Below are 18,226 nucleotides of genomic sequence, written 5' to 3' on the forward strand. Positions count from 1 at the left end.
TGTTCCTGTTCCTGTTCCTGTTCCTGTTCCTGTTCCTGTTCCTGTTCCTGTTCCTGTTCCTGTAGAAGTATGACTATATTGTCCAATAATGTTAATTATTTCAAAATCATCTGCATCATAAACATCATTTGAAGCTACTTTTAACTCGATTTGCTCATCAGCTTGGAAATTTTGCAATGAAAGACAATATTGTGCGTTTGCATATTCGCCAGTTGTTGGACTATCCACAAGGCTTTTTACAACCTTTTGACCTGACTTAGAACTTAATTCAATTGTGTCGCTACTTGTAGACGATTGCACACCTTTTGCCGACATCGAAATACAGATTTGATTGTATTTCGACTTTTTATCAGCAGAATAAATAAAACTATCTTTCCAAGTTACCCCTGAAGATTTGACTTGAAATTTTGAATTAACACTACCACCAAAAGAGTCATTGCCTAAATGGATAACCGTTAGACCATTAAAGAAGATGACATCATTTTCCTGTAATACTGAAAGTTTTGGGTTGTTGCTATTGTCATTAGTCAATAATAATTTATTTTTATAATTCAGTATTAAAGCCGCAGGTTTATATCCTTCCGCAGTAATAACACCTGAAATATATTCTGGATAAACATACTCTTGTGGTGTTTTTAAAGTATATTTCCCAGTCTGATCTGAACGGGTTGAATATTCAACATTGTCTAAAGTAATGGCTATTTTTGCATTTTTAATTGGCTGGTTATTCTGATCTAAAACAATCCCTTTGGTATCATAACTATTGCTAATATCTTGGTTGGTTCCTTGTTCAATTTTCGTTGTATCAGAAGAACCTTTTGAACCTGAATTACTGTCTTCAGATTCACCACCTCCACATGCAACTAAACTGATCATAGAGGTAAATAATAGCGTCTTAATGAATGTATTTTTCATTTTCTAATCCCCTTTAAAATTATTTTTTAAATGTTATGAGTTTTCAAAATTGAAACATATTCCCCAAATGAGGGGGTCGCAAAGATTATGGATAAATGGATTTACCACAAAGCTGATTAAAATTTTAAGTATTGTTTGATTTTTAGATAACATAAATTTTATCTGCTAGGCGTTTTATCACTACGCTTCATCAGTTAACAAAGAAAAACCGAGAATAATCCCCGCTATATCTAAAATTATGGATAATAAGAGTAAATGCAGTAAAGAAATGGAATTATGTCGTTTAAAAAATTGATCAGTATAGGGTGTTTTACACTACTGGGGCTTAGTTCAATCAGTCATGCCAATTCTGATTTTTTACCACCTGATCAAGCTTTCCAGTTGTCGGTTGAGTCTATTTCAAATCAAAAAGCGCAATTGAAATGGACAATCGCACCGCATTACTACTTATATAACGATCAATTTAAAGTCAATTTAGAGCATAAATCGGTTCCTTTACATTTACCCAAAGGTCAAATCAAAGATGACCCTACTTTTGGTAAAACAGAAGTTCATTACGAACAGGTCAGCACCCAAATCAATGTAAAACCAAATGCGGATTATCAAGTGCTCTATCAGGGCTGTTCTGCGGATGGCTTATGTTATCCATTACAACGTAAAACGATTTCAACTGATGCAAATGGCTTATTTCCTCAAAATAGTTCATCAGCAAATCGTCTTTTAAATCGACTACCCAATGATAATAATTCACTTGAGCAATCTTCATCGAATAAAGTGAAGGTGCAGGATGCAAAGCAAGATCCAATCAAAAATGATTCCATTCTTGCTTCAGTTGAAGATAAAAAGCTCCCAGATGCACCTGTAAAATTGGATAGTATCAATTCACCTGCATCGTTAGAAGCAACAGATCAAAACCCAACTTCAAATGTGATTGCAACCAATAGCAATGAATCTGCGAATGTTGCTCAATCAATTGAGAAAAACATCAATATTGACAATACAACGTCATTACAATGGAATGATGACCAATCATTTTTTAAACTTTTATCAGAAGATTCTTTATTTTTAAACCTCTTAGTATTCTTTGGGCTGGGTATATTACTGGCATTTTTACCTTGCTCATTGCCGCTTATTCCGATTCTTTCAGGAATTATTATTAAAAATGCCAAAGGCTACAAAGCTGTTGCCATTGCACTCAGTTTTGTTATTAGCATGGCAGTGATCTACGCCATCATGGGTATTGTGGTCGCTGAAATTGGTTATAGCTTCCAACGCTGGTTTCAAAGCCCTTGGATTGTTTCATTATTTGCAGTTTTATTTGTGGTCTTAGCATTGAATTTATTTGGTTTATATCAACTCAATTTGCCACAATTTATCACCAACAAACTAAGCAATTTACAGAATAATCAAAAAGCAGGCACAATTTTAGGTGCGGTCGTTATGGGCGCGCTTTCGGCTTTAATCGTTGGACCATGTATGAGTGCGCCTTTGGCAGGAGCATTGTTATTTGTCTCGCAATCTCAAAGTGCTGTTTTAGGCGGATTATATTTATTTATTTTGGGTCTAGGGATTGGACTGCCCTTATTCATTGCCAGCGTTTTCGGCTCTCGCTTATTGCCAAAACCGGGTAAATGGATGGATCGCATTAAAGTCAGCTTTGGCTTTATTATGCTCATGGTTGCATTGTATTTCATTCGTCCAATGCTATCGACCACAATCTATAGCGCTTTATTTGCGTTACTGTGCTTAGTTCTTGCGATTTACTTATTTAATGCCCTGCGTGACAGTGAGAAAGTACTCAATAAAGTCATTCTGGCATTGATTGCAGTTGTGAGTCTTGTTGCATCATTTTGGAATATCCAACAAAGCTATGCAGCCTATCAGACCCAATATAGTCAAACAGCACATTTAACATGGAATAAAGTTTCTACAGCGGAACAACTCAATACTGCTTTAAATGATGCAAAATTAATAGGTAAACCTATCATTATCGACGTCTATGCAGATTGGTGCGTTGCATGCCAACCGATTGAAAAAGAAGTTTTTCCACAAGTCGAAGTACAAACCGCATTAAAAGATTTCACCCTGATTCAACTCGATTTGACCGAATATAATGAATCTCAAGATCTAATTTTGAAGCAACATGAAATTTTAGGTCCACCAACGATGTTATTTTTAAATGCCAATGCGCAAGAAATTCGTGGTTTACGTTTTACTGGGACATTTAATGCAAAACAGCTCATTCAGCAAACTGCTAAAATAAAAACTCAATTGAATCAATCGCCATGATCACGACCCAAGCGATTCACCTCGGACCGATCATGTTGCCTTGGAGCATCATGATTCTGGTGCTTGCGATTTTAATCAGTATTTTAGTCTGCAAGTTTTCACGTTCTTATTTCAAAGTGCCTGCAACACAATGGACTGTATTCAATGATTCGATTTGGTCTGCGATTTTGATCGGTTTGATTGCAGGTCGAATCGGCTTTGTTGCATTGAATTTTAGTATTTATTTAGAACATCCCTTAGATATTATTAAAATTCAGGATAAAGGCTTTCAAATTTATTGCGCACTCTTTGCAGCTTTGGCATGGATTTATTGGAAAAATCGAGCATTAACCAAGAAATTTTTAATCCTCGCCATGACTATTTTTCTCGTGGTTTTTGTTGCTGGACGTTTTATCCATCAGCAGATTCAAATGCAATATCAACAATTTCCTGAAGCGCATTTACTTAATCTTGAACAAAATCAAGTTGAGTTAACCCAATTTCTAGGCAAACCAGTCGTCATCAATCTGTGGGCGAGTTGGTGTCCGCCATGTCGTCGCGAAATGCCTATTTTAAGTGAGGCACAGAAAAAGTATCCAAATGTGCAATTCATTTTCATCAATCAAAATGAAGATGCGAAAACTGTGCAAACTTATCTACTCACTCATCAAGTCGATTTACACAATGTATTGCTTGATGCTAACGGCACAGTTGCTCAAAAAACTGGAATGTATGGTTTACCAAGCACCCTATTTTTCGATGCTCAGGGTCAATTGGTAGATTCGCATATGGGCGAAATCAGCCATGCGATGTTACAGCAACAAATTCAAAAATTAACTTCAAAATAAGCAAGTTTAATTCTTATCTTTTGGTTTAAATATGGAGCTATATTCACGATGAACCTAAAAAAATTGAGTCTATATTCACTCACTTCTTCACTCATGTTATTGATGAGTAGTTCTGTTTTTTCTGCCAATACAGACGTAATTAAAAACAAACTTGAGAAAGAGGGTTATCGCTTTGTTCAACAAATTGATGCCCCCGAGGGTCTTGAGGGTTGGACCGGTTACCGTGATGAATACCCTTCAACAGTCTTTATTTCTAAAGATCGAAAGCATTATATCGTTGGAGATTTATATGATGCTTCAGGAAAAAATCTTTCAGAAGAAGCGATTAACACTCACGTTAAAGATGCTGTCTTAGATGAAATTTGGAAAAGCCTAGAAAAATCAGCGTGGATTCAAGATGGTGACAGCGATGCTAAGAAAATCATTTATGTGTTTAATGATCCAAATTGTCCGTATTGCCACACCTTTTGGAAGCAAGCACGTCCATTTGTAGAGTCGGGCAAAGTCCAATTACGTCATATCTTGGTTGGTGTCATTCGTCCGAGCAGCAAAGGGCAAGCTGCAACTATTTTAAATAGTGCAAATCCTGCTGAAGTGTTTAAGCAACACAATTTAAATAATGGCAAAAATAAATTGGTTGAATTGAAAAATATGCCTAAAGATCTGTCTGAAAAAATAGATAATAATAACAAACTGATGGATAAATACGGTTTTTATGCAACACCAGCCATGATTTGGAAAGATGCCAAAGGTGAAATTCAAAGCCAACAAGGTGCGCCTAAAGACATCAACAAACTTTTAAATGACTAAATTTGAAGTAGATGAGTTCAAACAACTGATTCCTAAGTGATTCATTTAAATGATTGATCTGAATGGAAGATCAATTACAGTATATCTTCCATTCATTCCACACTATAAAACGGCGATGACTTAAACCATTCAAGCGCATTCGTAGCGATGATTCATTTAAAACTCAATACTGTAATAGATCAGCGTACACTCTTTTCATTTTAAATATAAAAACTGAATTTCTCCATGAAATATTTCGATTAAGTCGCACATTCAGCTAAAATAAAGCAACTGTAACGATTTTTGGGAATGTAGATTCACATGCCTCGCTTAATTAAATCTGATTCTTTAGCAGCAACTAAAACGTATTCAGCATGCTTAAAATTAGTTGCTTTAGAAACTCATGCATTTAAATTTAGCTTAAATTCATTATTCTTACGTCTATTTACTTTAGGTTTAGTTGCCAGCTTATCTGCCTGCCAAGTGGTGCAACTACGTGTTAATCAACTCAGTACCTCGCTTTCCAATAAAACGGATAACTATCTCACCCACCATCGTCTCAGTGAGGCAACACTCAGCTCTTTATACATCGTTGGGCAAAATTCAGACCGTTGCCTAAGCCAAGCTGATGAATGTATTTCCAATATTCAGGAAAATAGAACTTTAGAAAATGAGGATCTCTATGCCACAGCAAGTGAAATTTATTTAGCCAAAGCCTTACAAATTCAAGATCAACATTTATCAGCACTTAAACCACAACAAAATTTAGATAAAAATACGCAAGATTTTTTAAAACAAGAACTTTACTTGCTCGATAAAAGCTTACGTTATAGCTATGCTTATTTATTTAAATTACCGCAAAAAGCTGAAACACGACTATTTGACCAACGGCAATCTCAAGTTCGTACATTTTATAATTATGCATTATCACGATTGATCATCAGCCAATATTTACTCCATCCATCACCAACCTTTCCTGAGCAATTTAATATTGGAAATTCACAATATTCGCTCAATTTTGACCAATATCCACAACTCAAAAATATGCCTATTGAGAGTTTAAAGTCGAGTTATAATCTTAATTTTTCAGGTTTTTATGCGATTAATAGACAAGAAGGTCTAGGTTCAGAATTTGTTGTAGTAAAAGCAGAAACTAAACAAAATAAGAAAAATGAATTTATATTAAATCCTGAACAATACTACGCACATCAACCCAATGCTAATATTCATCGTGCCAAATATTTACCTGTCAGCACTGTTGCTCAACCGCTTGATTTCAAACTTACAGGTACACAAATCATCAATGGCGCACCTTTTAAAATTCAAATCCTCAACCCTTATCAATACCATACAACTGAAGTCAATTTAAAGCCTTATACCTTTACCGCCAATTATTCTGTGCCTTTTGGTTTATGGCTTTCTGAAAATAATCTAGGTTCTGCGGGCTATAAGACCCTATTGAATCGTGAACAAAATCTGATCATGCCACATTTATTCATGCTTGAACCCTATCAGCCGAATAAAAAAATTATTGTCATGATTCATGGTCTTGCCAGCAGTCCAGAAGCATGGATTGCACTGACCAATAACATCATGGGTGATAAGGTTTTACGTGATAATTATCAGGTTTGGCAGGTGTTCTACTCAACCAATATGCCTATTTTTGAAAGTCGTTTTCAAATCCATGCACTACTCAAACAAGCTTTTGCGACTACAGAACCAAATTCTGAATCAAGTAAAAATGCTGTGCTGATTGGACATAGTATGGGAGGCATTATTAGTCGTTTATTGGTCAGTGATCAAGATATTTCAACGCAAGCTATTCCACTGATGAGTGCTGCACAAAAGCATAAACTCGACCAAGAGCCAATCATCAAAGAACGATTTATTTTCCGTTCTTTACCCCAGTTTAGCCGTGCGATTTTTATTGCCAGCCCACACCATGGAACGCCTTATGCAGATCGTTGGTTTACCAACTTTGCCAAAAAAATTATTGTTCTTCCTCAGAATTTTTTCAATGCGATTGAATTTAATCAATCCACAACAGGAAATAAACATAATTTAAATCAAGGCTTAGCTTTTAATGGTGCAAGTAATCTAAGCCCAAATTCATCTTTTATGAAGCTGACTTCAGATATTTTGCCAAATCAAAAATTTATCTATCATTCGATTATGGGAAATCAAGTTAAAAGCCATGACCCTCAAAAAATGAATGATGGCTTTGTTCCCTATCTCAGTTCACACCTAACAGGTCAATCTTCGGTAAAAGTCATTCAAGGTGGTCACTCTATCCAAGAAACACCTGAAGCTGTTTTAGAATTACGTCGCATTTTACGTGATAATCTAAATGATTATAAAAACTATTTAGAATTAAATAAATAATTCAAACCAAATAGTGATTATAAATCAACCATATTTATAATCACTATATTATTTGATTAATATATTTTAAAATAAAAACTGAGAATTAAAAAAGGTTGACTATTCAATAATAGTCAACCTTTCTATTTATACCTCTCAGTATAAGAATTTTTTCATTTAAAATTCAAAAATATAGCTAAAAAATTATTTTATATATTTTCAAAAATAGATACTAAAATACAATAATAAATAATAGTCTCAAAAATTAATAATTTACAATCATCTCTTTATATTTAATTTAACACTTTCAACTTACACAAATCTTTAAGTAACACTAACAATTGTTGCATTTTTTCTTCGCCATATTGTTGTTGAATGTGTTGATATGATTCATTCATCTTAACAACTTGAGTTTCATAACACTTCTTACCTTCATTTGTAAGTTTAATTAAATATATTCGCTGATCACGATGATCCTTTCTTTTCTCTGTTAGCTTTTGATCACACATGCGATTAATTATTCCAGTTAAACTTGGTTTTAAAATACATGCTAAATCTGCAAGCTGATTACTTTCTAATTCATTATATTGATATAAAATACTAATAATACGCCATTGTTGTTCCGTTAAACCAATTTCATTTAAAATGGTTCTAAAATATGACATCGTCGCTTCTCTAGCCTGTAATAATGCTAATGTTAAAGTTGGTTCAAAAGATTTCATCCATCGCCCTATTTTAATAAATACTTAAGCTTTTATTTAATTAAACCATTTTATTATTTCCCAAACAATTATTGTGTTAATTAATACCAAAGACTAAATTTAAAAATAATGTGACAAATTTCACACAATTGATTAAAATATGATAATTAACACACATATTTATCAACAAATATTTTGTATTAAAAATAATCAACACTATATGAATAAAAAATATATGAAAATAAAATTATATAAATCAAAGAATTCTTTTCACCAATCCTCCAATTTATTAACCATTCATTATAATTATTATTTTTACAAAATTTCTAATATTTTATTTTTAAAAATTAAATTACATCTTAATTAATATGATTATGAGGACTCATTTTCATATTATTCATTGACAAGGTTAAATATTAACTTTTTTTATTCATTAATTTCAAAATTCCTATCCATTAATCCATTTTTAAAGTCTCTTATTTTTTAGCCAAAACAATTAAAAATTTTATTTTCAAAATTGAGCACTACAATTAAAAAACCCGCAATTAAGCGGGTTTAGGACGTCATCAATCAAGAAATTGATGATTAAAACAAACACAACTAAGACCAGGGAAAATCTAACAATGTATTGTTTTAATGGGCTTATTATTTCTTATTTCGCTCAATTTACCTTATCATTTTCTGCCAAAAACATGTCATTAACAGACAAAAATGCACTTTAAGTCACTTTGCAGCCTGATTTGCACAAAATACACCCACCGTCATACCTGACTGCGCCATACTTTGCTTTTGGCGATCTAAAAAATTATTGGCAATGATCAGCATCATATTCGCTGTATCCAAACCAATATTTTGCTGAGCAAGTTCTGCAATTGCCTGATAAGCCTCTAAACGTGAGCAAAATGCTCTGCGTTGTTCCGTAGCGTCTACCGCTACATTTTCTTCATCTAAAATATGTTTGGTTGCATTGACCTGATCCGTATACATCTGAATACGTTGATCAAATTGTGCTTGGCTTAATGTCTTTGAATGACTTTCTGCAACACATTGCACACTTAAAACAGCGCCACATAACCCTAAAACAATGCTACGTCGCATAAGATTCAACCTTACTGCAATAGACCGAACATTATATTGCATCTGCCTTCCAAACATCTTCGTATTCATCAGCATCGATCATAAAGCGGAAACCTTCTTCTAATGAAAGATAAGGAATTGCATCTGGGAAAATGTCTTCAAGTTCCTTCACAGTAACAATATCAAAGAAATCCTCGCCTTCTTCCAGCTCACCACCGTAAATAAACCACGCTACATTGTCAGCATCAGGTTTCTTACGCAAACCTACAATCGGTTCTTTGTTCAGTGTTTGTTTAGCAATGGCAACTAAATCCGTTTCATTGACTTTGATATAGCGTGAGTCAAATTCTTCACATACTAATTTCTGCTCTTCTACAAAATCTTGCAACATTTGCATTCTCAATCATTTGGATTTTGGATAATTGTATGCGGAGCTTTTGACAATCACAATAAATCCGACCAAAGAATCTTGCATGAATGGCTTATTTTGTTAAACTTGATTTTGTTACTTTTTCAAGATTATTGATCATGGATAAAATTTCAGACAATTCCTCTCAGTTGGTTGAGATCAAAACATGGTTGAAATCAAACAAAATAACACCGTCAATTCGGTCAAAATATGCGATTGATGATTGTATTTCTGGGTATGATCTACATCTTATTCAGGCACACAGTAAAATTGAAATTCCCTATCCACTTGAATCTGTTGCAGCAGGTTTTCCCTCTCCTGCACAAGACTATATGGAAAAGCGCATTGATTTAAATGATCATTTGATTCATAACCCTGTGACGACATTCATATTAAAGGTCAATTCTTTATCTATGAAAAATGCAGGCATTGAGGTCGGTGATGAAATTTTAATTGATCGTAGTTTAGAAGCAGAACATGGTGATATTGTTTTGGCACTGATCAATAATGAATTTACCGTAAAGCGTTTTATGCAGACCAAATCAGAACATGGTATACCTGATATTTGGTTAAAAGCTGAGAATCCTGATTTTCCTGACATTCACCCACATAGCGAAGAACAAATTATCATTTGGGGTGTCATTACCTGTATTTTAAAGAAATTAAAATGATCAAAATAGATTGGTATAGAAAATAACTCAGTGTGTTTTCAAGAAAGTACTCTTTGTTCTTATTCAGGATTAAATAAATGAATGATTTGCTTCGACAATTGGCAATATCCCAACAAGGTTTAACTACACATGCGAAATTCAGTCACGGTTTAGAGGGAACTCGCCAAGCGATTGAACATCTTGGTTATGTACAAATCGATACCATTTCAGTGATTGAGCGTGCGCATCATCATGTGCTGTGGAATCGAGTGCCAGACTATCAAACAAATACGCAAAGCAATCATTTAAACCAATTGGTTCAACAACAGCATATTTTTGAACATTGGTTTCATGCAGCTTCATACTTGCCGATGCGAGATTATCGTTACGTATTGCCCTACATGCAATCCATTCGCAATGGTCAACATCGTTATTTTGGTCACGGTGATAGACATTTAATGAAAGAAATACTGGCGCGCACTAAAGCTGAAGGCAGTATTCGACTGCGCCATATAGATTCAAAAAATAAGCAAAGTTCGGGTGCTTGGTGGAATAGCAGTCTGGCACGGCGTTCAATTGATCAGCTTTTCATGCAAGGCGATTTGATGATCTCTGAACGTCATGGCATGGAAAAGGTCTATAAACTGACTGAACACTGCATTCCTCATAATCTGAATTTAAACATGCCAACACTTGAAGAATATGCGCGCTATCTGTTTGATACAACAATGAGAGCACATGGCATATTTACATGGAAGCAACTCATCCACTTGAAAACAGGCAAAGACTTCCGTGAAGCGATGCGTAAAATTGTCAATGAACAACTCGATGCAGGAATCATCACCACTTTAGATCAATTTGGTTATGTGAATAAAGACAGCCAAAACATATTTATTCAAATGAATGCGTTAGAGCTTCTCAAACCACTTGAATTAAAAGTGAAAATTCTTTCACCTTTTGACAATTTGGTGATTCATCGTGAACGATTAAATGCCTTATTTAAATTTGACTATCGCTTAGAATGCTATGTTCCTCCAGCTAAACGAGTCTACGGTTATTTCAGCCTACCTATTTTATATGGTGATCATATTGTTGGCCGTATTGATTGCAAAGCACATCGAACACAGCAGCGTTTTGAAGTAATCAGCCTGCATTTAGAACAAAATTATTTTAAAGACCATACACTCGATCAAGAGCATTTTATTGACACGTTAAATATGGAAATCCAAAACTTTGCTATATTTAATCAATGTCCTGACGTAGATTTCAATCTTAGTAAAGTATTTAAATAATTTACACTGGATTGATAGGAATCAGGTGTCCATTTTTCCCTAATTTTGCTACCATCTGCACTGCTTAATTCCAGTGTTTTTCTGACTTCTATGACTTCATCTTATCAACAACAGCTTGATGCCAAAATTGAACGAATCCAAACTCAATTTGCAGAATTTAATCCACCATCATTAGAAGTCTTTGCTTCACCTGAGCAAAACTTTCGTATGCGTGCAGAATTCCGTATTTGGCACACTGAAGATGATATGTTCTATGCCATGTTTGAACGTGATGAAAATCAACAAAAAAGCATCGTCCGCATTGATGAATTCCCGATTGCAGACAAAAGTATCAATACTTTAATGCCGATTTTATTGGATGAAATCAAAGCCAATCCGATTCTGTCTAAAAAACTTTTTGAAGTTCATTTTCTCGCAACGCTGAAAGGCGAAATGTTAGTTTCATTGGTATATCGTGCACCACTCAATGAAGAATGGGAAGCCCTTGCTAAACAGCTTGCAGAAAAACTGAATGTTAAAATTATTGGACGTAGCCGTGGGGTTAAATTGGTACTGTCTGATGAATTTGTGGTCGAAGAATTACAAGTTTTTGAGCGTAAATTTCAATATAAACAAATTGAAAGCAGTTTTACTCAACCAAATGCGCAAGTTTGTCAAAAAATGTTGGAATGGGCATGTCAGTCAGCTGAAGGCTCAAATAAAGACTTACTCGAACTTTACTGTGGGAATGGTAACTTCACCCTACCTCTATCGCTTAAATTCAATCGTGTACTGGCAACTGAATTGGCTAAATCATCAGTCTATGCAGCACAATGGAATATTGAACAAAATAACATTGAAAATATTCAAGTTGCACGTTTATCTGCTGAAGAATTTACCCAAGCTTATAATGGTGAACGTGAATTCCGCCGCTTAGAAGAAGCAAAAATTGATATTCAAAGTTATGACTTCGATACTGTTTTTGTTGATCCACCACGTGCTGGTATTGATGATGACACTTTAAAGCTTCTACAAGGTTTTGATCGTATTCTTTATATTTCATGTAATCCTGATACTTTACATGACAATTTAAAAACCTTATTGCAAACTCATAAAATCACAAAATTTGCCATGTTTGACCAATTTCCGTATACACACCATGTTGAATCAGGTGTGTTGTTGGAAAAGATTTAAACAATTTATTTCCGATTATTTCAGAGTCATCATACTGTCTAAAATGTGCAGTATGATGATAAAGAAATTATCTATCGATATATCATTAAGTTATAAAGTATTAAAAATTTAATATTCTGCCAAACCGTTCAAAAGTTTTTTTGTAATCGAAAAATTCAGCGTAAAATCCGACTACATGAAAATCCCCTATCTTGTATTTATATTTAAAACAGTTATATTCCGTCTTATGTTAGGTTATATGTGAAAGGCTCTATGAGTTTTTGGCAAAAGCTGTTTGTGGCAGATCAACAGCAAAACGAGCATAAAAATCAAATTGCTTGTATTGAAAATGATTGCTCTTGTAAATCCGATGATCAACTTCTCGCAGCACTGTTGAAAGCAACAGATGAGGATGTGATTAAAGGGATTAGAAAAGTACTGGTATCGCGAGGTTTCAGTAAAAAAGAGTTAACCCAATTGCAGCATCCACCGATTCAATAGGATGGATGACCACTAAAAAAGCATTCAGTTTACTGGATGCTTTTTTTATTACCATGTTATGATCTGATCAACCCATAATTAATCATAAGAAGTTATTCGTTTTATAAACACTATGAAAAAAACAAAGACTCTCCTTTTGTTTATGGCAATATTCCTCATCAATGGCTGTAGCAATCACCAAGATCATGTAGATATTCAATTAGACCTGTATTCATCTTATGGAACGATGACTCAACAAAAGAAAAATGCAATTTTGAGTGAAACTCAAATCGCACAAGCAAATTATAAATCTATAGTTGTTATTCCAGGAATTACAGGCTCACTTGAACGATGTGGTTTTTTGCAACTCCCTTGTCTAACGAATGATTTTATTACCCAAGAAATCAAGGGATCTGTTAACCCTCAAACACATTCTATTTCTTTTAAAATTCCAGAGCATATCAAATGGTTATACAAGTTAGAATCTATCGCTTATTCATTACCCAATCTTGATCAGAAATCCTCTGATTCCTTACCTGGTCATCAATTAGAGATTCGTCGCACGGATGCTTTAGATATTTATATACGGCAACAACAAGCTGTTTCAGTAGGTACAGCATACGAAGGCTTACAAGGCACACTTACAATAAGCTCAAAGGATTTCGCTGAATTTCAATATGTTCCAGATGTCATTGCTTCAGATAATCAAAAACCACCCTATCATTTTGCACGTCATCATACCTACGCGGGATATATGGATAATGCAAACATTCGGACTATTCCAAATGCACAAACTTTTGATTCCACAGAAAAAATTGCAAAAAGTATTCCAAATATTGAAACTGTTTACGAAGCAAAGAAATACACGGCTGAATTAGATCATCAATTTTTTGAAAATTATGTGATCCGTGCAAAACTTAAAGAAAATGAAACTTGTAAGGCATATGGTGACTTTGAATATAACCTGTTTTATATCAATCAAAAATTAGTCAACTTAAAAACAGTAATAACGGATATGCAAGATTGTAAAACACATTACCGCAGTTTCAGTCGATTTGAAAACGATCAAATTGAACATTACGATCATGATATTAATGACAATAAGACCAATCAGTTTAATTATGCAGAATGGAATTATCTGTGCCCAAAAAAGATAGAGTCACGCCTAGGTAATTGTGAATTAAAAAAACCAAGTACAAAAGATATTGATGATCTAGAAAAAAATGCACGCCAAGTTAAACAATGGTTTAGTACATAAAGTAATATTTATCGGACCAAACCATTCGGCTGCAATATAATCAATAAAGCACCAATCAATACGACACCACCACCGAATAAGTCCCATCGCGTCAAACTGACCTGATCGACAAATCTTAGCCACATCAATGCAGTGAAAATATAAATTCCGCCATACGCTGCGTAAATTCGCCCTGAAGCTGCAGGATGCAGCGTCAATAGCCAAACAAATACAGCTAAACTCAATACCGTTGGAATCCACAACCAGTGGCTCTTGTTTTGATTGAGAATCAGGTATGGAAAATAACAACCTAAAATTTCAGCAATAGCTGTCGCTAGAAATAATAATATCGTTGTAACGATTTTAGTAAATTGAAGTTCCATAACCATCCATAAAACATTGATTCAATAAACTTGGGAGCAAGTTGATGAATAATACACTGGTAAAATAAATAACCCGTGATTTACACGGGTTATTTTATACAACTTAATTTCAATTAATCTTAAGCAGGTTCAGCCGTTTGATCTTCAAAAACTTCCAAAGACAGACCTACAGCTTTGCCATCTTCTTTCTTCACAGTCACAGCAACATTTCCACCATGATCAGCAAGTTCACCGAATAGGATCATCTCAGCAAGTGGTTTCTTCAAGTGTTCTTGAATCAAACGTTGCATCGGACGAGCACCCATCAAACGATCATAGCCATTTTCAGCCATCCAATCACGTGCCGCTTGATCAACTTCAAGTACTACTTTCTTCTCGTCTAACTGTGCTTGTAGCTCAGTTAAGAACTTATCAATCACAGATTCAATTACAGAAGTTGGAAGCGCTTTAAATTGAATCACACCATCTAAACGGTTACGGAATTCTGGTGAGAATGCACGTTTCATTGCTTCTTGGTTGTCATTACTATTGTCTTGTTCAGTGAAGCCGATACTAGTACGAGAAATACTTTCTGCACCAATATTGGTCGTCAATACAATGATCACATTACGGAAATCAGACTTACGCCCATTATTATCCGTCAATGCGCCATGATCCATCACTTGGAGTAACAAGTTAAACACATCTGGATGCGCTTTTTCGATCTCATCGAGCAATAATACACAATGCGGATTTTTATGAATCGCATCAGTGAGTAGACCACCTTGATCATAACCGACATAGCCTGGAGGCGCACCAATCAAACGAGAAACAGCATGACGCTCCATATACTCAGACATATCGAAGCGGACAAACTCTACACCTAACAATTTTGCCAATTGCTTAGTGACTTCTGTTTTACCGACACCAGTTGGACCGGCAAATACAAAACTACCGACTGGTTTATCAGGTGCTTTCAAGCCTGCACGAGATAATTTAATTGCTGATGATAATGCAGTAATCGCCTCATCTTGACCAAACACCACACGTTTAAGATCACGCTCAAGATGTTCAAGTACAGACTTGTCATCTTTGGACACAGTTTTCGGTGGAATACGTGCAATCTTAGACACGATGTCTTCAATATTTTCAACCGTAATTACGGTATCGTCTTGTTCAGCTTTTAAACGACGTTGCGCGCCTGCCTCATCAATCACATCAATCGCTTTATCTGGTAAGAAACGATCGTTAATAAATTTAGCTGAAAGCTCAACTGCCGATACTAAAGCGGCATCATCATATTTCACATGGTGGAAATCTTCGAACTTAGTTTTCAATCCACGGAGAATATCAATAGTTTCATTAATTGATGGTTCATTCACATCAATCTTTTGGAAACGACGAGACAAAGCATGATCTTTTTCAAACACTTGACGATATTCTTGGAAAGTCGTTGAACCGATACAACGTAAAGTCCCATTTGCCAATGCAGGTTTGATCAAATTCGATGCATCCATGGTACTGCCCATACTTGAGCCTGCACCAATGATCATGTGAATTTCATCAATGAATAAAATCGCTTCAGGTTTCTTTTTCATCGCATTTAAAAGTTGTTTTAAACGCTTTTCAAAGTCACCACGGTATTTTGTACCTGCAACCAGTGCACCAATGTCTAAGCTATAAACTTCAGCATTCGCAAGTGGTTTCGGTGCTTTACCATTGACAATTAACCATGCCAAACCTTCGGCAATCGAAGTTTTACCGACACCAGGATCACCTACAAGCAATGGGTTATTCTTACGACGACGGCAAAGAATTTGCGCAGTACGCTCAATTTCTTTTTCACGTCCAATCAAAGGATCAGTTTTACCTTTTTGCGCTTCAATGTTGAGATTAAGCGTATAAAGTTCGAGTGGCCCTGCATTTGCAGATGCGCTCGCTTCACCTTCTAAATCTTCAGATTCTTCTTCAACATGAATTTCTTCTTTACGCGCACCATGTGATAGATATTGAGTCAAAGTCAGACGATTGATTTGATGACGTTTCAATAAGTAAACCGCAAAAGAATCACGTTCAGAATACATTGCAACAAGTACATCTGCACCTTCAACTGTGCGATCACCACCGCTCGATTGAACATGGAAAATTGCACGTTGCAAAATACGATCAAAACTTTCAGTTGGATGAGGAGCTTGGTCGCTGTTCTCACCTAATTTAGGGGTATGTTGCTCTACATATTCTTCTAATTCTTTGCGCAAGCTGATGATTTCAGCACCACATGCCTTAAGCGCATTTACTGCTGAATCGTTATCCAGTAAAGCTAATAATAAATGTTCAACCGTGAGGAACTCATGTCTCTTTTGACGAGCCATGCTAACAGCCAAACGGAGCGAAACTTCTAATTGACGACTGAGCATGAAACCCCCTTATTCTTTTGGCTCAATCTGACAAAGTAATGGATGACCTTGAGATCGAGCGTAGTTATTTACTTGGTTGGCTTTTGTTTCCGCGATGTCTCTTGGATAAACGCCAGCTTCACCTTTTCCTTCATAATGTACTGTTAACATTACTTGAGTAGCTTGGTCAAGATTCAAAGCAAAGTATTGTTGTAAAATTTCAATAACAAAGTCCATTGGTGTGTAATCATCGTTCAATAAAAGAACAGAATACATCGGTGGACGTTTTATTTCGGGTGGTGCTGTCTGTATTGCAACATCACCTTGATCATGGTCTGAATCTTCTGAATTGTTCACACGAGTACTCAAATGCCAATCTACATAACCTGAATCATTAAACGATGATTTCACTTCATTTAAACTCATTTGACGCTTCTTAGTTCGCATATTTTTCAAAGTACTTATGATTTATTGAGAATTGGCTTCAGCTTGTGGTACTTCAGCTGCAAATGCTGCTGAACTATCGACAGGCTTTCCACGTGACCAACTGAAACGTTTAATGACTGGTGTAGCACCATTTAAACGCACTTCAATGAATTGAGGGTTAAAGCCTTTCGGCATTGTCCAACGTCCTGTTAGACGCTCATAATCGCTGAAATTATAATTCGCATCTTCCAAAGGAACTGTTAACACTTCAGTTCCACTAATTAAGCGAATTTCAACCGAACCTGTTGCACGCTTTGGGCTAACTTGAATCAAATCCAATTGATATTCATAGGCATTTTCTGGTAAAGGTTTTACTGCAATGTTTTGAATCATTAGACTCAAACCACCACGTTGTTTTAACACTTCACGGTAAATCGCACTCATAACATCACCTTGCGCTTTTGCCGCATCGGATTTATTCAGTGCTTCAGTCAAATCATTCGAGTTTGATACAGCGACATCACGTTCTTGCACAGTTGCATTTAAACTTTTATTTAAATTTGCCAGCGTGGCTTTTTGTTGTTTTACCACTTCTACCAATTGCTCTGCGTCTGCATCAAAACCAACAGCTGTCAAACCTTGGCGATGCCCAACTGTATAACCTAAAAGCGTACTTCCTGCGCATAAAATGACTCCACCGATGATCAGCGGCATATTACCTTGCATAAAAGATTTTTTCGGCGTTTGAGTTGGTTCTGACGCGGTGTTTGTTTCTGTGTTCTGCATCGTCATCTCTAAGTAATGATAGAATCAAAACACACATTTAACCGCAAAGTTAAATGTGTGTGAAGTTATAAAGCGTT

17 protein-coding genes are annotated in these 18,226 nt (G+C 35.4%); 9 read left to right on the top strand and 8 right to left on the bottom strand.

From position 1 onward, the window contains the following. A partial coding sequence (locus EXE09_RS14855; protein WP_130117780.1) for a carboxypeptidase-like regulatory domain-containing protein occupies positions 1 to 915 on the bottom strand: 915 nt, incomplete at its 3' end. A 276-nt stretch (positions 916 to 1,191) separates the two neighbouring features. Between EXE09_RS14855 and dsbD the strand changes: the two genes are divergently transcribed. The 4 genes from dsbD (at position 1,192) to EXE09_RS14875 (ending at position 7,202) form a co-directional block, all read left to right on the top strand. Then, positions 1,192 to 3,204, top strand: coding sequence for a protein-disulfide reductase DsbD (gene dsbD, locus EXE09_RS14860; RefSeq protein ID WP_130117781.1), 2,013 nt, complete (start codon positions 1,192 to 1,194; stop codon positions 3,202 to 3,204). Continuing rightward, positions 3,201 to 4,031 (top strand): TlpA disulfide reductase family protein, encoded by an 831-nt coding sequence (locus EXE09_RS14865; protein WP_130117782.1) that lies wholly within the window; start codon positions 3,201 to 3,203, stop codon positions 4,029 to 4,031. Before dsbD ends, EXE09_RS14865 begins: the two co-directional genes overlap by 4 nt. Before the next feature lie 48 nt (positions 4,032 to 4,079). Beyond that, positions 4,080 to 4,841, top strand: a complete 762-nt coding sequence (gene dsbG, locus EXE09_RS14870; RefSeq protein WP_130117783.1) for a thiol:disulfide interchange protein DsbG — start codon at positions 4,080 to 4,082, stop codon at positions 4,839 to 4,841. A 300-nt stretch (positions 4,842 to 5,141) separates the two neighbouring features. Next, positions 5,142 to 7,202: an esterase/lipase family protein gene (locus EXE09_RS14875; protein WP_130117784.1), complete on the top strand. Its 2,061-nt coding sequence runs from the start codon at positions 5,142 to 5,144 to the stop codon at positions 7,200 to 7,202. Between the two features lie 272 nt (positions 7,203 to 7,474). On the opposite strand, the gene hpaR is transcribed toward EXE09_RS14875, so the two are convergent. The 3 genes from hpaR to EXE09_RS14890 form a co-directional block, all read right to left on the bottom strand. Further along, positions 7,475 to 7,903, bottom strand: a complete 429-nt coding sequence (hpaR, locus tag EXE09_RS14880) for a homoprotocatechuate degradation operon regulator HpaR (RefSeq protein ID WP_068973147.1) — start codon at positions 7,901 to 7,903, stop codon at positions 7,475 to 7,477. Positions 7,904 to 8,605: 702 nt separating this feature from the next. After that, positions 8,606 to 8,980, bottom strand: a complete 375-nt coding sequence (locus EXE09_RS14885; protein WP_130117785.1) for a hypothetical protein — start codon at positions 8,978 to 8,980, stop codon at positions 8,606 to 8,608. Between the two features lie 31 nt (positions 8,981 to 9,011). Further along, complete coding sequence (locus tag EXE09_RS14890; RefSeq protein ID WP_087553025.1) at positions 9,012 to 9,350, bottom strand: hypothetical protein; 339 nt, start codon at positions 9,348 to 9,350, stop codon at positions 9,012 to 9,014. 137 nt (positions 9,351 to 9,487) lie between these two features. On the opposite strand from EXE09_RS14890, the gene EXE09_RS14895 reads away from it, so the two are divergent. From EXE09_RS14895 to EXE09_RS14915, 5 genes are all read left to right on the top strand, one after another. Further along, on the top strand, positions 9,488 to 10,039 hold the full coding sequence (locus EXE09_RS14895; protein WP_130117786.1) for a LexA family protein: 552 nt from the start codon (positions 9,488 to 9,490) through the stop codon (positions 10,037 to 10,039). Between the two features lie 77 nt (positions 10,040 to 10,116). Continuing rightward, the gene (locus EXE09_RS14900; protein WP_130117787.1) at positions 10,117 to 11,310 is read left to right on the top strand and encodes a winged helix-turn-helix domain-containing protein; all 1,194 of its coding nucleotides are present in this window, start codon (positions 10,117 to 10,119) and stop codon (positions 11,308 to 11,310) included. Positions 11,311 to 11,400: 90 nt separating this feature from the next. Next, complete coding sequence (gene trmA, locus EXE09_RS14905) at positions 11,401 to 12,483, top strand: tRNA (uridine(54)-C5)-methyltransferase TrmA (RefSeq protein WP_130113320.1); 1,083 nt, start codon at positions 11,401 to 11,403, stop codon at positions 12,481 to 12,483. A 252-nt stretch (positions 12,484 to 12,735) separates the two neighbouring features. Continuing rightward, positions 12,736 to 12,963 (top strand): hypothetical protein, encoded by a 228-nt coding sequence (locus EXE09_RS14910; protein ID WP_130117788.1) that lies wholly within the window; start codon positions 12,736 to 12,738, stop codon positions 12,961 to 12,963. Between the two features lie 142 nt (positions 12,964 to 13,105). Beyond that, positions 13,106 to 14,200: a hypothetical protein gene (locus EXE09_RS14915; protein WP_130117789.1), complete on the top strand. Its 1,095-nt coding sequence runs from the start codon at positions 13,106 to 13,108 to the stop codon at positions 14,198 to 14,200. Positions 14,201 to 14,208: 8 nt separating this feature from the next. Here the strand turns inward: EXE09_RS14915 and EXE09_RS14920 are convergent, their stop codons facing one another. The 4 genes from EXE09_RS14920 to EXE09_RS14935 all read right to left on the bottom strand — a co-directional run bounded on the left by EXE09_RS14920 (position 14,209) and on the right by EXE09_RS14935 (position 18,149). Further along, the gene (locus EXE09_RS14920; RefSeq protein ID WP_068973153.1) at positions 14,209 to 14,562 is read right to left on the bottom strand and encodes a YnfA family protein; all 354 of its coding nucleotides are present in this window, start codon (positions 14,560 to 14,562) and stop codon (positions 14,209 to 14,211) included. A 119-nt stretch (positions 14,563 to 14,681) separates the two neighbouring features. Beyond that, positions 14,682 to 16,958 (bottom strand): ATP-dependent Clp protease ATP-binding subunit ClpA, encoded by a 2,277-nt coding sequence (gene clpA / locus EXE09_RS14925; RefSeq protein ID WP_068973154.1) that lies wholly within the window; start codon positions 16,956 to 16,958, stop codon positions 14,682 to 14,684. A 9-nt stretch (positions 16,959 to 16,967) separates the two neighbouring features. Further along, positions 16,968 to 17,384, bottom strand: coding sequence for an ATP-dependent Clp protease adapter ClpS (gene clpS, locus EXE09_RS14930; protein ID WP_068973155.1), 417 nt, complete (start codon positions 17,382 to 17,384; stop codon positions 16,968 to 16,970). A gap of 21 nt (positions 17,385 to 17,405) precedes the next feature. Continuing rightward, positions 17,406 to 18,149: a hypothetical protein gene (locus EXE09_RS14935; protein WP_068973156.1), complete on the bottom strand. Its 744-nt coding sequence runs from the start codon at positions 18,147 to 18,149 to the stop codon at positions 17,406 to 17,408. Positions 18,150 to 18,226: the final 77 nt, after the last annotated feature.

It is taken from the genome of Acinetobacter sp. WCHAc060025 (assembly GCF_004209355.1).
Taxonomy (GTDB): Bacteria; Pseudomonadota; Gammaproteobacteria; order Pseudomonadales; family Moraxellaceae; genus Acinetobacter; species Acinetobacter wuhouensis.

Bases quoted from the DNA above. Each gene is read 5' to 3' on its own strand.
- dsbD (WP_130117781.1), top strand. From the start codon at position 1,192: ATGTCGTTTAAAAAATTGATCAGTATAGGGTGTTTTACACTACTGGGG.
- EXE09_RS14865 (WP_130117782.1), top strand. From the start codon at position 3,201: ATGATCACGACCCAAGCGATTCACCTCGGACCGATCATGTTGCCTTGG.
- dsbG (WP_130117783.1), top strand. From the start codon at position 4,080: ATGAACCTAAAAAAATTGAGTCTATATTCACTCACTTCTTCACTCATG.
- EXE09_RS14875 (WP_130117784.1), top strand. From the start codon at position 5,142: ATGCCTCGCTTAATTAAATCTGATTCTTTAGCAGCAACTAAAACGTAT.
- hpaR (WP_068973147.1), bottom strand. From the start codon at position 7,903: ATGAAATCTTTTGAACCAACTTTAACATTAGCATTATTACAGGCTAGA.
- EXE09_RS14885 (WP_130117785.1), bottom strand. From the start codon at position 8,980: ATGCGACGTAGCATTGTTTTAGGGTTATGTGGCGCTGTTTTAAGTGTG.
- EXE09_RS14890 (WP_087553025.1), bottom strand. From the start codon at position 9,350: ATGTTGCAAGATTTTGTAGAAGAGCAGAAATTAGTATGTGAAGAATTT.
- EXE09_RS14895 (WP_130117786.1), top strand. From the start codon at position 9,488: ATGGATAAAATTTCAGACAATTCCTCTCAGTTGGTTGAGATCAAAACA.
- EXE09_RS14900 (WP_130117787.1), top strand. From the start codon at position 10,117: ATGAATGATTTGCTTCGACAATTGGCAATATCCCAACAAGGTTTAACT.
- trmA (WP_130113320.1), top strand. From the start codon at position 11,401: ATGACTTCATCTTATCAACAACAGCTTGATGCCAAAATTGAACGAATC.
- EXE09_RS14910 (WP_130117788.1), top strand. From the start codon at position 12,736: ATGAGTTTTTGGCAAAAGCTGTTTGTGGCAGATCAACAGCAAAACGAG.
- EXE09_RS14915 (WP_130117789.1), top strand. From the start codon at position 13,106: ATGGCAATATTCCTCATCAATGGCTGTAGCAATCACCAAGATCATGTA.
- EXE09_RS14920 (WP_068973153.1), bottom strand. From the start codon at position 14,562: ATGGAACTTCAATTTACTAAAATCGTTACAACGATATTATTATTTCTA.
- clpA (WP_068973154.1), bottom strand. From the start codon at position 16,958: ATGCTCAGTCGTCAATTAGAAGTTTCGCTCCGTTTGGCTGTTAGCATG.
- clpS (WP_068973155.1), bottom strand. From the start codon at position 17,384: ATGCGAACTAAGAAGCGTCAAATGAGTTTAAATGAAGTGAAATCATCG.
- EXE09_RS14935 (WP_068973156.1), bottom strand. From the start codon at position 18,149: ATGCAGAACACAGAAACAAACACCGCGTCAGAACCAACTCAAACGCCG.